Source organism: Vibrio sp. Vb2880 (genome assembly GCF_033337975.1).
GTDB lineage: Bacteria > Pseudomonadota > Gammaproteobacteria > Enterobacterales > Vibrionaceae > Vibrio > Vibrio alginolyticus.
This window is the reverse complement of sequence record NZ_JAWORT010000008.1, coordinates 78,061-93,540: the sequence shown is the minus strand read 5'-3', so window position 1 is coordinate 93,540 and position 15,480 is coordinate 78,061. Positions and strand designations below refer to the sequence as shown.

The 15,480-nt window shown below is 43.0% G+C and carries 16 protein-coding genes; 14 read left to right on the top strand and 2 right to left on the bottom strand.

What is annotated here, in order from left to right:
• Positions 1-28: 28 nt before the first annotated feature.
• Both R7M92_RS11200 and R7M92_RS11195 read right to left on the bottom strand, forming a co-directional pair.
• Positions 29-1,720 (bottom strand): AMP-binding protein, encoded by a 1,692-nt coding sequence (locus R7M92_RS11200; protein ID WP_206953302.1) that lies wholly within the window; start codon positions 1,718-1,720, stop codon positions 29-31.
• 148 nt (positions 1,721-1,868) lie between these two features.
• Positions 1,869-2,594: a helix-turn-helix domain-containing protein gene (locus tag R7M92_RS11195; protein WP_130545037.1), complete on the bottom strand. Its 726-nt coding sequence runs from the start codon at positions 2,592-2,594 to the stop codon at positions 1,869-1,871.
• A 336-nt stretch (positions 2,595-2,930) separates the two neighbouring features.
• On the opposite strand from R7M92_RS11195, the gene R7M92_RS11190 reads away from it, so the two are divergent.
• The 14 genes from R7M92_RS11190 (at position 2,931) to R7M92_RS11125 (ending at position 15,414) form a co-directional block, all read left to right on the top strand.
• A complete protein-coding gene (locus R7M92_RS11190) occupies positions 2,931-3,104 on the top strand; it encodes a Flp family type IVb pilin (protein ID WP_031781043.1) in 174 nt (57 codons plus the stop codon).
• Positions 3,104-3,592: a prepilin peptidase gene (locus tag R7M92_RS11185; RefSeq protein WP_031781044.1), complete on the top strand. Its 489-nt coding sequence runs from the start codon at positions 3,104-3,106 to the stop codon at positions 3,590-3,592. Before R7M92_RS11190 ends, R7M92_RS11185 begins: the two co-directional genes overlap by 1 nt.
• Before the next feature lie 62 nt (positions 3,593-3,654).
• Positions 3,655-4,968 (top strand): AAA family ATPase, encoded by a 1,314-nt coding sequence (locus R7M92_RS11180; protein ID WP_165401630.1) that lies wholly within the window; start codon positions 3,655-3,657, stop codon positions 4,966-4,968.
• 13 nt (positions 4,969-4,981) lie between these two features.
• Positions 4,982-5,737 (top strand): Flp pilus assembly protein CpaB, encoded by a 756-nt coding sequence (gene cpaB / locus R7M92_RS11175; protein WP_005386448.1) that lies wholly within the window; start codon positions 4,982-4,984, stop codon positions 5,735-5,737.
• Between the two features lie 7 nt (positions 5,738-5,744).
• Positions 5,745-7,208 (top strand): type II and III secretion system protein family protein, encoded by a 1,464-nt coding sequence (locus R7M92_RS11170; RefSeq protein ID WP_005386449.1) that lies wholly within the window; start codon positions 5,745-5,747, stop codon positions 7,206-7,208.
• A gap of 13 nt (positions 7,209-7,221) precedes the next feature.
• Positions 7,222-7,446, top strand: a complete 225-nt coding sequence (locus R7M92_RS11165; RefSeq protein WP_031781045.1) for a hypothetical protein — start codon at positions 7,222-7,224, stop codon at positions 7,444-7,446.
• A gap of 25 nt (positions 7,447-7,471) precedes the next feature.
• Complete coding sequence (locus R7M92_RS11160; RefSeq protein ID WP_137282334.1) at positions 7,472-8,791, top strand: pilus assembly protein TadG-related protein; 1,320 nt, start codon at positions 7,472-7,474, stop codon at positions 8,789-8,791.
• Between the two features lies 1 nt (position 8,792).
• On the top strand, positions 8,793-9,257 hold the full coding sequence (locus R7M92_RS11155) for a TadE/TadG family type IV pilus assembly protein (RefSeq protein WP_031781046.1): 465 nt from the start codon (positions 8,793-8,795) through the stop codon (positions 9,255-9,257).
• A complete protein-coding gene (locus R7M92_RS11150; protein WP_005386454.1) occupies positions 9,254-9,787 on the top strand; it encodes a TadE/TadG family type IV pilus assembly protein in 534 nt (177 codons plus the stop codon). Before R7M92_RS11155 ends, R7M92_RS11150 begins: the two co-directional genes overlap by 4 nt.
• Before the next feature lie 4 nt (positions 9,788-9,791).
• A complete protein-coding gene (locus R7M92_RS11145; RefSeq protein WP_005386455.1) occupies positions 9,792-11,000 on the top strand; it encodes an AAA family ATPase in 1,209 nt (402 codons plus the stop codon).
• A gap of 12 nt (positions 11,001-11,012) precedes the next feature.
• Positions 11,013-12,458, top strand: a complete 1,446-nt coding sequence (locus R7M92_RS11140) for a CpaF family protein (RefSeq protein ID WP_046875025.1) — start codon at positions 11,013-11,015, stop codon at positions 12,456-12,458.
• Positions 12,459-12,467: 9 nt separating this feature from the next.
• A complete protein-coding gene (locus R7M92_RS11135) occupies positions 12,468-13,436 on the top strand; it encodes a type II secretion system F family protein (protein WP_046875024.1) in 969 nt (322 codons plus the stop codon).
• Between the two features lie 2 nt (positions 13,437-13,438).
• Positions 13,439-14,380 (top strand): type II secretion system F family protein, encoded by a 942-nt coding sequence (locus R7M92_RS11130; RefSeq protein ID WP_318133386.1) that lies wholly within the window; start codon positions 13,439-13,441, stop codon positions 14,378-14,380.
• Between the two features lie 20 nt (positions 14,381-14,400).
• Positions 14,401-15,414, top strand: a complete 1,014-nt coding sequence (locus tag R7M92_RS11125; RefSeq protein WP_005386465.1) for a tetratricopeptide repeat protein — start codon at positions 14,401-14,403, stop codon at positions 15,412-15,414.
• Positions 15,415-15,480: the final 66 nt, after the last annotated feature.

Here is a 15,480-nt window from a genome sequence, read left to right as displayed (position 1 = left end):
CCAATGGTGTTGAGGAGTGCAAGCAAAATTACAAGTCTTCTTCCCACACGACCAATTCATCTTTTGGCCAATTGTGGCCTATCTCATGATACTTTTGTTCGAGCACATGACGTTTAATTTTAAGCGTTGGCGTCAGTACGCCATTTTCTATACTCCAAGGTTCTTTAATCATTAACACGCCTTTGATTTGCTCATGAGAGGCGAGTTCTTGATTCATCCTAGCAATAACTTTACGTGTGGTGCGTGCGTATCGCTCTCGATCAAAGTTAGGGAAGTCATGTGGCACAACCAAAAGAATCGGAGCGGGTAGCCCTAAACCGATGAGACACATCATCTCTACGCGACTGTACTCGAAAAGCTTTTTCTCGATAGGAACCGGAGAGACAAATTTACCTTTGGCGGTTTTGAAGTTATCTTTTTTACGGCCTTGAATCGTTAGATAACCATCTGAGTCGATAGCGCCGATATCGCCTGTGTGTAGCCAGCCCTCTGAATCAAAAGACTCTTGGGTGGCAATGTCATTTTTGTAGTAGCCAGAAAATAGCCCTTTGCCACGCACCATGATTTCATCATCAGCTGCGATTTTTAACTCAATGCCTGGCCCTGCATTACCGACACTACCGATTTTGTCAGCTCTAAATGGGTAGTTGAGCGTGCTGTAGGCAAATGATTCCGTCATCCCCCAAGCCTCTGTGATATCAAGGCCCACTGAGTGGTACCATTCCAACAGCGCTGGCGAGACAGGTGCAGAGCCACAGCCTAATACTCGAGCCTGATCTAAACCTAGACCATCTGCTAGCTTTTTCTTGATCAAAGAATTGACGAATGGGATTTTCAACAGAATATTGAGCTTCTTCTGTGGAAGTTTGTCTTGAATACGTTGCTGGAATAGCGTCCATAATCGTGGGACGGAGATAAACAGAGTTGGTCGGTGCATCTTCACATCTTCGATAAAAGTGTCCAGTGACTCTGGAAATGCTGTTGGCACGCCACCCATAATCGATGAACCGAAGATATAAACACGCTCTGTAATATGAGCGAGCGGTAAATAAGAGAACAATCGGTCGTTTTCTTGGATACCAATATGATTGATCAGTTGCTGAACAGACCAACTGAATGCGCCGTAAGTTAGCATCGCGCCTTTCGGTAACCCTGATGTGCCTGAGGTATACACCAACGACATTAGCTTGTCATCGTAATGCTGCGGACGCTCTTCACTTGGCACTGCATCTGCAATGAGCGCTTGGTATTCGTGCTTACACTTTGGTGCCGTGTCATAAGGTAGAGCGATGCTAATGAGTTCAGGCATAGCATCAATGACTTGCTGAGTTGCTTTGGGATCATCGAGTTTTCCGCCAATGATCGCTTTACTTTCACTATGAGTCACACAGTATTCGATGGTGTCTGCACCGGCGGTCGGAAAGATTGGCACACTGACATAGTCACCAAGCATCATAGCAAGATCGCAAATAAACCATTCTGCACAGTTTTTAGATACTAACGCGACTTTGTCGCCAGGCTTTACACCAAGCGTGCGTAATGCGCTGACAAGTTTTAAGGCTTGATCTGCAACATCAGAGAATGTGTACTCAACAAACTGTCGGTTAATAATTTGTTTTAGGTAGACCTCATTTGGACGCTCTTGAGCCCATTTGAGGATCATTTCATTTGGTGGTGGGAGAGCGCAACCAGCAGCGCTATTTAGATTCGGCTGATTCATTTTAAGTGACTCCATGTCTTCTCATTGTATTTATAATTGTTAACGCATTGTTAACTTTAGCATGTTAAATCGCGACACGGGAATGCATTTTGATGAAATATGTGGGGAAGATAGCGTTAGTTGTCCTGACAGTTGCTACAAATAAAGCCTAAAACTGCTGTCGATAATTTGCTGGAGACAGACCTGTTTTTTTCTTAAAAATTCGAGAAAAGTAAGAAACGTCTCGATACCCGCACTGATAAGCAATGTAAGCAATTTTCATCGATTCATTTTCAATTAGCATTTTCTTAGCTAATGAAATGCGTTTCGCCGTGACATAATCACGAAAGCACATACCCACTTTACGGTGGAAAACTTTGGAAAAGTAGTTCGGCGAGTAATGACAAAGAGCGGCTGCTTCCTCTTCTCTTAGGTCCTTATGAACGTTATTGGCGATGTAATGGACTACGTCTGAAAAGTTTGACTTGCCGCTTCGAGAGAAAAGTTTATCTACCGAGATTTGTTCTTCGTCTACTTTACTATGCAAAAAGTATTTCAATTTTATTTGTGAAAGCCAGATAGGAAGAGTGAGCTCGTTCAACTTATAATATTCCGCACAAATATGCTTGGGCGGCAAGTGAGGAGCCGTATCTTTTGGAGATACGACGATCAGTTTTTTGTCGAGGTTTTTACAGAGCGTTATAACACCTTTCAAGTGCTCTTGATGATCACAGGTTATGTAGTAAAAGAAATAGCTATGTTCTTTATCACTGAGGACTGAGATATCTTTACTGCAGTCCATAATGTCAAAGCACCCATCAAACTCACAACGAAATTGTTCCGGCAGCGAGCAAAGGGTCTCTCCTATCCAGTAAGCTTTGGTCTGTTTATCCATATGAATCCTGCTCAGTACGTACTACACCAATGTTAGTATGCATTGAGGTCAGTCGAGCCTCATTCCTTGAGCTTCAGACCTCACCCTTTCGTTTATTAAGCTTAGGCTTATATAGTCATACTGCAAGTGTGAAATGTGTCACATGGCTTACAGTGATGTGTCTTATTTATGATACATTTTGCCTCTGAAGCGCAGACAGGCAAGAAAGTACTAACCTTTGGCAAAAAAGTCCTAACCCCCCTAATTCTTGATGACTAATGTTTAAGCATGATTCGGGTGTATATGATACCTGCGTCATGGACAAGCGAGATTTGGTTAAATAAAGGGGATAATCTTATGGATAACTTTCGCAATCTAATCAAGGACTTCATGGAAGACGAAGAGGGGCTAACACTTTTGGAGTACATCCTAGGTGCGGCACTAATTGTTACTGCATTCTTGACTTCAGGCTTCTGGACAACCTTGTCTAACAAGTTCACTTCAGTAGCTGGTCGTATTAGCTCTTCGTAATGGTTAGCGAGTTAATTATTTGGTCATTACTCATTGCGATTGGAGTTTCAGACGCACAGAAACACAGAATACCGAATAAAGCGGTGCTTATGCTTTTGGTTGCAGTAACTGCAAACGTAATTTACAACCCAGCCACAACTGGTTTGGATCATTTATATGGTGGGTTGGTTGCGTTTGCGGTGTGTTTCGCGCTGTATCTTTTCAAAGTAATGGCTGGAGGAGACGTTAAGTTACTCGCCGTCATAGGGGCATGGTTGGGATTGAGTAACCTTGGGGAAGCGTCTACCGGGATAATACTCGCTGGAGGCATTGTCGGCATTTTTTATCTAATGCTACATGTGTCATCGACTAGTGTTGCTCTATCACATCAGATTAAAGGGTATTGCTTAGAAAAAGTAACACCAGGTTTTAGGTCCAGTAAGCCGTTAGTCATTCCATTCGCGCCGATAATCGTAATTGGATTAGCTTATTTTTCCTATACCCACTAAATAAAAATAATAAATGGCATGCAGCATCAGTTGGCTAAGCAACTTCAAGGAGGGGAAGTGTGATGGGCTCTGTGTATTGGGAAAAACTCGTGCCACAAATAAATCCACCAAAAGTACCTTCATCGGTAGAAGGTCTTGGCATACCGGCTTCAGTAGTTGAAAACTTAGTGTTGAAACACCTGTCAGCTTATCCGAAATGTGATTTGATCGAGTTAACACAGCGGTTATGCGTGGTTTCAAATATTGTTGAACTTGCTTTGGCGCAGTTGAGGAAACGAAGCTGGGTTGAGGTATATCAGCCTACATCTGAGAAGCTAAACCATTCGTACTCGAACATTCGTTATAGTCTAACGGAATTAGGACTTGCGGAAGCAGACATTGCATATAGAAAAGATCCGTATATCGGTCCTGTTCCAGTTTCTTTGGAAGAGTATTGGACCGTTGTTGAAGGACAAGATCTACGCAAAAACCCTGTTACCCGTATCGATGTAGAGCGTGCATTATCTGATGTTTTTGGCTCGGATCACTTGGTTCCTGTTCTCGGACCTGCTATCAACTCTGGACGAGCTTTGTTGCTTTATGGCCACGCGGGTACTGGTAAAAGTTACGTCGCATCAAGAGTGCTCAATGCAATGAACACTTCGGTGTTTATTCCTTACGCCGTATATGCCGATGGCAACATCATCAAAGTGTTCTCAGAGCATCATCACCGTCGTTTAGACAACTCCCATTCTCAGGTTTTCGTTAAGTTGGAAACCCATTACGACAAACGCTGGGTTCTTTGTGAAAGACCAAACATTCAAGTGGGCGGTGAGCTGACATTGGAGATGCTTGAGGTAAACCACAGCGAGCATAATCGTGTATGGATTGCGCCACTTCAAATGATGGCTAACAACGGAATCTTAGTGATTGATGATCTCGGTCGTCAGTCAATGCCTGTTGATGCCTTGCTAAATAGATGGATCGTTCCAATGGAATACTTATTTGACCATCTGGCGCTGCCAAATGGTCAACAAGTAACGGTGCCATTTATGCTTACTTTGGCATTCTCATCCAATTTTGCACCAAGCAAAATTGCTGACCCTGCTTTTTTACGCCGTCTGGGGTACAAAATAGAGTTTAAGCCACTTGGTGATGATGACTATAAAGCGCTTTGGTTATCGCTGTCCAAAGACTTGCAACTCGCGTTGTCGCCTGAATTCTTTGACACATTAAATCAATTGCACCGTGAAAATAAAATGCCTAATTATCCATGCTTACCTAAAGATCTTTTGGGCATTAGCAGAGACGTTCTCGTTTTTGAAGGAAAACGAAAAGTCGTCTCATCAGACATTTTAACTCGTGCCTGGGGACTGTATTTCACAGTGGATGAATAGGGAGATCTAAATTATGAGTCGGACTCAAGTCATCATGCTATTGCTACTCTCCATTGTTTTCGGCCTTGCTGCCGTGTTGATAGCTAAACAATGGATGGATGGCAGAAACCAACCAACAGTCGAGTTAGAAGAGGTCGAAAGGCATCCCGTTTTAGTTGCCGCCATGGAGCTAGAACCAGGAACTATTCTCTCTGAGAAACATTTGTCTACTAAGCTCATGGAAGTGGACTGGATAGATGATGAAACATTGAAAGTAAAAGAACAGGCATTGGGAAGAATCGTTGCCAATACTATTTACGCGGGTGAACTTGTTAACCCTCATCGCCTTGCCCTACCTGGTGAAGGCGCAACACTTGCTGCATTAATTCCAGAAAACAAGCGAGCAATCACTATTCGCGTAAATGACGTTATCGGTGTGGCAGGTTTTTTGTTACCAGGCAACAAGGTCGATGTCCTGAATACAGTGAGTTATGGACAAGGTAAAAACGCCACAACAAAAACAGTGCTTAAAAATATCAATGTTCTTGCGGTGGACCAAACAGCCAAAACGAATGATAACAAACCCGTGATTGTACGCGCTGTGACTTTAGAAGTAACACCGAAAGAGGCAGAAAAGCTCTTATCGGCGAACAGCAAAGGCGATATACAGCTTGCTCTGCGCAACCCTCATGAAGTGGATAAACCTGTTGTAGCAAGAAAATACACGCCACGACCTAGTGTGACCATTATTAAGGGATCTCAGGCATCCAGTGTCCGAGTCAGCAATTAGGTGAATTATGAAAACAATAATATTACTTGTTAGCCAGTTACTTTTCGTCAGCTTGTCTGTTAACGCAGCTACGGCGCAGTCAGGAAAAGTCGTAACCGTTGCACATCACCAATCAACTCAATTGATGATATCAGGCCAAGCAAAGAAAGTGACGTTAGGGGATCCAGAAGTCTTGGATATTTTAGTGCTCAGATCGAACGAGCTGTTTCTTATTGGTAAGAAGTTAGGTACCACGAATGTGTCGGTGTGGGATCGCCGAGGCCGGTTAATTGAGCAGTTTAACGTGGAAGTCACGCATGATCTAAATACGCTTAAGTCGAAGCTTTATCAGTTCTTGCCGGATGAAAATATCGAAGTGCACAGTGCGCAAGAAAAAGTGGTACTTAGAGGCTTGGTCAGCAGTCAGCAAAACATGGACACTGCGGTCAAAATTGCTGAAACCTTTGCTTTGGGTGAAGCGGCAGATGAAGAAGATGATAGCTCTAAAGATGATGAAAGTATGGTCATCAATCTACTTTCTATTGGTGGTGCTCAGCAGGTGACGCTAGAAGTTACCGTTGCCGAAGTACAGCGCACACTTGTAAGACGCTTCGACTCAAACTTCCACTTTTTCCAAAGAAGTGGGGACTTTACTTGGGGTGGTACGACTGCTGGTGGCGGTATTGATGGCATTGGACCAATTTTGAACGTCCCAACAGTCGAAGATTTCGGTTTTCTCGGATCGTTTATCGACAGTAATACCTTGTTTACCTTTGCGCTTGATGTGGCGAAGCAAAATGGCGTAGCGAAAGTGCTGGCAGAGCCTAGCCTTACCGCATTAAGTGGTACGCAAGCCGAGTTTGTCGCTGGTGGTGAATTCCCAATTCCAGTACCAAATGAAGATGGCATTACCATCGACTACAAAGAGTACGGTGTTCAACTCGACTTTGTTCCGTTTATTTTGAGCGATAAGAGAATCAATCTCAAACTGAATGTCAATGTGAGTGAAATTTCCAATTCTGGTGTGTTGACGTTTAATCCAAACGAAGTGAATGCCACTTTCTTTATTCCACCAATCACAAAACGAAGTGCTGGTACCACGATTGAGCTAGCAGATGGTCAAACCATTGGCATTGCGGGGCTATTGAGTGAAAACGCGCGTAACGTTGCGAATGGTATACCTGGTGCGAGTGATCTACCTGTGTTAGGCCGCTTGTTTAAGAGTGAAGAATTTACCTCTGGGGAAACAGAACTAGTCATTCTGGTTACTCCTCGATTAGCAACCCCAATTGATCGACGTCGAATCACGCTACCAACAGATGGTTTTGTTGCTCCAAACGATGTGGAGTTCTATTTGCTTGGTAAAGGTGCTGAGTTGGATTTCGATAGGTACCAGCTAAACGACATTAGTGAAGAAGATACTAACAACAATTTTATTCAATACGGTTCGTCAGAAGGTGGCTCTGAGGGCAAGTTTGGGCACAGTCTATAAGTGGGAGAACAAGATGAAAAGCATAATGATAATGACCATTTGTTTCACATCATTCGGCTTGTTTGGCTGTGCGAATGACCCCGAGCTTGGTATCTCGGTTAGCCAGCTGCGCGCTGAACAAACTCTGAATCCAGAAGCCTGGTATGAGAATTTGGGCTACTTACCGGAAGGTAGTGGTGAGCGCACACAAGTTAGCTTAGAGGTATATAACAACAATGGGGTAGCCAAAGATGATTAAGTGATACGTTCACTTAGGAGGGGCTATGCGAAGGAATATGCATATAGCGCCAAGGAGAGCTCAGAAAGGGATTACCTTGGTATTAATTAGTTTAGTTTTATTATTTTTACTTGGTGTTGCAGCCTTTGGTATTGATTTGAATCACCAAGTACTCAATAAAACAAGACTACAAAACGCGGTCGACTCCGCTGCATTAGCGGCTGCGGTTGTCGTCGATGAAAGGACCGACGCGGCAGATTTGGCTGAGCGGCTTAGTTTAGCGACGCAAGCGGCGAATGATGCTCTGACTCATTCTGCTGCGTCTGATGGTAACCAAGAATTAGTTTACACGGGGGAAAACATAGATGTAACTTTCTCAAATTCGAACGCTAAAGGCTCATTTGTTGAAGCTGGAGAGTTCTCTTTGGGCAGTGACAGCGACATCTATGTTCGTGTTGCCGTTAGTAATGTTCTTTTGACACAGTATTTAAGTGGCATGTTTGGGCTCGACAAAGGGGTGTCAGCAAGTGCTGTTGCAGGACCAAGTGCGCCAAGCATTACTACATGTAACGTGTCGCCTATTGCTATGTGTGGCGATGTAGGCTCAGCGGATCTGGCGTGGGGATACATTCCCTCTTCAAACCCAAACTACAATGGCGCACAAGATCGAGATGCTGACACTATTCATGTATTGAAACCATCAGGGCACACGGATGGTGGCATTGGTTCGGGTAACTACCACCTTTTAGACTTTGGTTCCGGTAAAAATACAGTAAGAGAAATGCTGGCAGGGGATACTGAGGAGTGCATAACAGTCGGTGATTTAGTCACAACAGAGACTGGTAAAGGTACGGGACCAGTAGCTCAAGGTCTAAATACGAGATTTGATGGGGGTAAGCCAGATGAAGGCATTACTTCAGATAAGTACATCGAAGAGTCCAACGTAACATACGACAATTACCAACAACAATATCAGGATGCGGAAGATCCGGCCGTTGATAACGATGCGTTTTATTATGCCGATTATGTCGAAGGGTTAGCCGCTTGTACGGGTGGGCCTGGCGCGTGCAAGTCGCAATATTACCGAGCGGATGGGAAAACCGATCGAAGGGTATTACGAGTGCCGATCGTTCGTTGTGATGAAGCTCCAAAAAAAGGCGGCAAGATGGATTTAGAAGTACTGGGCCTAGGATGCTTTTTTGTTACTCAGGAAGTGCAAAACAAGGGGAATGAATCGGAAATATTCGGTCAGTTTCTAGAGGATTGTACGGTAAAAAATGCGTCGTCTGGGGTAGATCCGGATGAAGATGGAGTTGGGCCATACAAAATCGTTCTATACAAAGACCCGTCAAGTGGAGGGTCTTAATATGATGTACTCCAATAGAAAGCATCAGATGAAAAAGATGGCTAACCAGAAAGGACTGGCAATTATAGAGTTTATTCTTGCATTGCCAGTGCTACTGATGCTGACCGTATTAGTTATCGACGTGAGCCGAGCTTTTATTCAATACACAGAGGTCAACAAAGCGTTGCAAAATGGCGCACGGTATGCCGTGGTTGATACTTATGGCACGTTAGATTTTGAAGGTATAGCTGAAGAATCTGATATTAAAAATGTGGTGATCTATGGTACGCCGAGTGGCGTTGGTACGCCAGTAATCGACTATATTGAAGCTGCTGACATTATTGTGACTCAACCAACGGACACCAATAAGGTTGTAACCATATCAGCTACTTATAATTATGAGCCTATTTTCTCAACCTTACCTTTTACCGGAACCTCTTTGGCTTTCAGTATTGGCTCTTCTGCGTCAATGAGGACTAGCCCATGAAACAATGGATAAGGAAACAGAAAGGACTGACCCAAGTTGAGTTTTCGTTAATTGCACTTGCGGTAATGTTAGTACTGTTCATGATTATTGAGTTTGCAATCTACTTTTATTCAGTGCAAATGGTCAACGAAATTACCAGGCGAGCGGCACGACTTGCCACGGTTTGTTTTATTTCTGAACGTGATGAAATACCTAATCATCAAGCTTTGGAGAGTCTATATCCTTCAGGTTTTACCGCTAATAATTTACAAATCGAATATTTAGACGATACAGGTGCAACTGTTGATGTGTCGGATTTTTTGAGTACTCCACCTGCAGCATCTACAGTGTTAGATGCTCAGTTTTCAAAAATAAAATATGTTCAAGCAAGAGCAGTTGATTATGAATTTAAGTTTTTTGTGTTAGCTGCGCTTATTAGTGCAGTAGGAAAAACGCCTGCTTTTGAAACTGTATTGCCGGCAGAAAGCTTAGGTGTATTAAAGCCTGAAGCTGATAACCCTGCTGTTTATTCGGATTGTTCCGCGGAGTAGCTTTATGTTGAAACCAGTCAAAATGGATAATGAAACACATAAAAGTTTAAAAACTAACTTGATTATTTGGATAGTTTATTCTACATCAAATTTTAAAATTCACATTGCTGATGAACTATCAAGGTGTGTAAATCTAAATATTGATTGGATAGAGCTAGATACCTTTAACTTGGACTTTGTGAAAAATAAGCAAGTTCCTGATCTCATTTATATTGAAACCGGTGAAAGCTGGGCTCAGAAAGTGGCTCATGTTTATTCTAGTGACAGCAGTTTACAGCATAATCATACCGCTTTGATTGTATTTGGCGACGAGAACGATACTGCATCCCTTAAAATGGCATTAAGGCTTGGGGCAACAGATTATTTGTCTCGTTCGGTTGATTTTGGCGAGCTATATCCTTTATTAAAATCTACCGCGGATGAAAAGATTGCCAATAAGAAAATGGGCGATCTAACATTGTTTATTAATACAAAAGGTGGCTCTGGAGCAACCACTTTGGCTATTAATACAGCAATAGAATTATCAAGCTATGCTAAGAGTAAAGTGTTGCTCGTTGACTTGGATATGCAGTTTAGTGATGCCGCTGATTATTTAAACTGTAAGCCTAAATACAATATTAATGATGTGATTGATTCTGTTAATGATTTAGATGAATTATCACTAGAAGGACTAGTCTACCAGCATCCTTCAGGTTTGAATTATTTGTGTTTTAACCAAAATGATCCTAAAGGTAATTACAAGCATGCGGTTCAAGTTAGTAAATTATTACCTATTTTGAGGCAGTTTTACTCACATATTATTGTGGATTTATCTCATGGCGTTGAGCACGTTTATCAACAAATTGTTTCTCCGGCAACACATGTTTTTTTGATTCTGCAACAGAATGTTACATCGGTGAAGCATGCTGTTAGTTATATACGTTCTTTAGAATTAGACTATGGTTTAAGTAGTCATCAGGTTGAACTAATTGTTAATCGTTTTGAAAAGAAATCGACAATATCGTTGAAAGACATTGAAAATGCGGTTAGTGGACATGCAATACACTTAGTACCTAATAACTTTGCTATTGCTATCGAGAGCGCTAATTTGGGCAACCCAATTGTTCAATCTAAGAAAAATAGTGCGCTGAAAGCGTCTTTGGCTGAAATATCGCACTTATTAGAAAGTCCGACCAAAGAGAATCAAAGTTGGATAAAAAAACTATTTTCTTAGTAAGGGGGAGTTATGTTTTTCAAACGGAAAGGCGTCGGGAGTTCTTTCAATTCCGTAGATGAAACAAAAGAATCCAAAGTTGTGAATGTCGAGTTGGCAAAATCTGATGAAGACACGTCAGATGAGCAAAAGTCGTTGTCGCCGGTAGAAGCCAAGATGAAAGCGATCGAGGAGCAGAAAAAGCAATTAGAACAAGATCTCTCGATAAAACACTACTACCACAAGAAACTACTGGATACCTTGGATCTCGGGCTTCTATCGCACTTGCAAGAAGATCGCGCGAAAGAGGAGTTGCGCGAAGCGGTTGTTCAGCTCATCGCGGAAGATCAAACACACCCATTGAGTTCAGAAGCGCGAAACCGCGTAATACATCAAATTGAAGATGAAGTGTTCGGCCTGGGGCCTCTTGAGCCACTTCTTGAAGATCAAACAATCTCAGATATCTTAGTAAATGGCCCGAAAAATATTTTCGTCGAACGTTTTGGTAAGTTGGAGAAAACACCGCACACCTTTTTAGACGAACGCCATTTGCGCAACATTATCGACCGTATTGTAAGCCAAGTGGGTCGAAGGATCGATGAGGCTTCACCCATGGTGGATGCTCGACTCAAAGATGGCTCACGTTTTAATGCGATTATACCTCCTCTTGCTATTGATGGGCCTTCAGTTTCTATTCGACGTTTTGCGGTTGAACGTTTGAACATGGATAACTTATTAGAACTTGGATCGTTGTCTCCTGAAATGGCGAAGTTTCTTAATGCGGCGGTTGTGGGGGAAATGAATATTCTGATTTCTGGAGGTACAGGTTCTGGTAAAACAACCACGCTAAATATTTTGTCGAGCTTTATTCCTAGCGACCAACGCATTGTAACCATTGAGGACTCGGCAGAGTTACAACTCCAACAGCCACATATTATCCGTTTGGAGACACGTCCTTCCAATATCGAGGGTAAGGGTGAAATTTCTCAGCGTGATTTAGTAAAAAACTCACTACGTATGCGTCCCGATCGGATAGTTGTTGGTGAGGTTCGTGGCTCAGAAGCGGTGGATATGCTATCCGCAATGAACACGGGTCATGATGGGTCTTTGGCTACTATCCACGCGAATACACCAAGAGATGCGTTGAGCCGGATTGAGAATATGTTCTCGATGGCAGGGTGGAATGTGTCGACAAAAAACTTGAGAGCGCAGATCGCGTCTGCCATCAATATTGTTGTGCAAATGGATCGCCAGGAAGACGGTAAACGTCGCATGGTTAGCGTACAAGAAATCAATGGCATGGAAGGTGACGTTATTACCATGTCGGAGATCTTCACCTTCCAGAGAAGAGGGGTCGATCAAGAAGGTAATGTGTTAGGTGATTACATGGCTACAGGGATTGTACCAAGCTGCCATGACCAATTAGTAAAACGAGGCTTAGACGTACCATTTGAAATATTCAATGAAAAAGCCCGTTAGGAGATTGCTATGGATAGTCAATTCCCCCTTTTTCTTGTACTGCTGTTTTTGTCCGTATTCTTTATTAGCCAAGCGTTAATTCTGCCTTCTGCGGGTAAAAAGGTTAAGCATAAGCAATTAATCAAGCGGATACACGAAAGCCATAAACATATTGATCAAGAGAGTATTTCTTTATTAAGGGAAAACTCGCTCAAGAATCTCTCGCCATTAGAGCGATGGCTTGTGAGGTTTAGTCTGTTCGATAACTTTAAGAAGAAGTTGGAACTGGCTGGGATACACATGGGGTTCAGTCGGTTTATTTTCCTCACATTCCTCGGAGGGACTGCGGTTGGTCTATTTCTGTTCTTGTTCGGGCAAGTTTGGTACCTCTGTGCTGGTGTTGCGTTTGCTTGCTGGGTGTCTGTTTACTTCTACATACAGAAAAGGATTGCTGATCGTTTAATGAAATTTGAAGAGCAACTGCCAGAGGCTCTCGATATCATCAAGCGAGTTTTACAAGCAGGGCAGCCAATTACGCAGGGGTTTGGAGAAGTAGGCAGAGAGGTTAGTGCACCGCTTGGTCCTGAGTTCATGAATACCTTTAACTTACTCAACTATGGTTATGACCTCCGTTTGGCGATTATGCAAATGTCGGAGAGAACTCCTACCGTATCTATGCTTGCTTTCTCCAGTGCGGTGTTACTGCAAAAGGAAACGGGTGGTAACTTAGTCGAAAACATTGAAAAGCTCTCCCATATCCTACGTGCTCGTTTCAAACTCGCTCGAAAAATAAAAACCATTTCGGCGGAATCTCGAATGTCGGCATGGGTATTAGTATTAGCGCCTTTTGGTTTGTACGTCATCATTTCCCTTGTTCGACCTGAGTATATTGAGTTACTCCACACGCATCCAATGGGGATCAAAATGGTCATTGGTGGGATGGTCGCGTTGTTTATCGGCACGCTTTGGATTCGTAAAATCGTCAATATTGAGGTGTAGCCATGGAAAGTATTCAAGGATGGTTAAACGATTTTGCTGTCGGCCAAGAAACACTGCTTATGGGGTTGATCCTCATCACTACAGTGTTGGTTGTGATGACGTTAGGCTCGATAATTATCGGGGTTAACTCGCCAATTAAACGAAAGTTAGCCGAATTGTCTGGTGATAAGAAAGAAGTCTCTCATCACAACAAAAAAATGTCAGACACCTTGGAGTCGTTAGCGCCTTTAACTTCCCCAACCAGTGAAAAAGAGCGCCAAACGACACGCAATAAACTGATGCATGCTGGGTTTCATGAAAGCAATGCATTATCGATGTTTTATGCCATTAAATCGGTCACGACAATCTTAGGTGTGATGGTGGCGTCACTGGTGTATTTCTCGGTTCCGGAATCTAAATACCTGTACACGTATATGGCGTTATCCGTGTTTATTGGGCTTTTATTTCCTGATTTTATTTTGCGTCGAATGGTGAACAAGCGTCAGCAAGCGATTCGTGCAGGTGTGCCCGACATGCTTGATTTGCTGGTGGTTTGTACCGAATCAGGGCTTGGCTTTAATGCAGCGTTGCGTCGGGTTGCAGATGAACTGGTTATCTCTCACCCAGAGCTTGCTGATGAAATCGATACGGTGTGCAACAAAATTAAAGCGGGCAAACCAATGCCAGAAGCGCTGAGGGAGCTAGTATTAAGAACAGGGTTAGAAGAATTAATGGGGCTGGTAAGTATGCTTAGCCATGCCTCTCGAATAGGGGGGAGTTTAGTCAACTCCTTGCGTGAATATACCGAAGACTACAGGGATAAGCGTCAACAAGCAGCAGAAGAAATTGCTGCAAAAATCCCAGTCAAAATGATGTTTCCAATGGTGCTATTTATTTGGCCTTGCTTTTTTATAGTGGCTATCGGACCTGCGTTAATTTCATTGGCTGAGGCATTTTCTAATTAAAAAGCAAAATAGGGATCGTTATGTGGATTAAGAAATACGTCATCATCTCGTTGTTGGTGCTTACCGCATGTTCAACAACTGAACAGTCATCAGATTTCGATTCAACGCTGTACTCAGGTAAGCCCGTTGAGTCTCTCACTAATGATGAACCTCCCAAAACAGAGGAAGAGGCAATCTCACGAGGGGATATTGCATTAAGCAACAAAAATGTCGACTTAGCCTTGTATGAATATATTCGCTCACTCTCTTTCCCGAATGCAGTCCATAAAGATAAAACCTTGTACACCGTGGGTCGCATCCATTTAGCTAGGGAGAATTCAGAGCTCGCCGATAAATCATTTCGAGCATCTTTGGCTGAGAACCCCGATCATATTGGTTCCCTGACTGAGCTAGGTACTTTATACACGAAACGTGGAGAAAAGGACGTTGGGAAAAGCTACTACATACGCGCTTTGAATGCTGACCAAATTCGCATGGATGGCGATCCTACCATCACTAAAGACAACATTACTGCAGAGAGCGTTGCAACATATCGCTATGATGATAAATCACCAGTCTCTGCTTACTCCGGTCTAGGTGTGCTTTACGACATTCGTGGCGACCACGATATTGCGCAGGCGTTAATTCGAAAAGCGTTGGATATTGACTCAAGAAACGTAAACGCTTTGGTCAGCCTTGGCTACTCCTACTACATGGAAAAAGCTTACTCAAAAGCGGCGCACTTTACTCAAGCCGCACTAAGTATCAAGCCAGGAGATGAGAGAGGAATCAATAATTTAGGTCTCATTGCTTTAGCTAAAGATCAGCCACGACAAGCTCTGAGTATTTTTAGTCGACACATGACAGAACCCGAAGCGCTCAACAATGTTGGTTATTTCTTGATCCTTCAAGGCAAACCAGGAGAGGCGATTCCTTATTTACAACAGGCTATTGATAAGAACCCTGCCTACTATGAACTGGCAAATAAAAACCTAGAACGAGCATTGGCAATGGTGAGAGAGCGAGGGGATACCTCTACCGCGCTTCTCCAATAAATTTGAAGACCCTTTTAAAAGAAAGCCACTCTGCAAGATAGAGTGGCTTTTTCATTTATGGGGAGT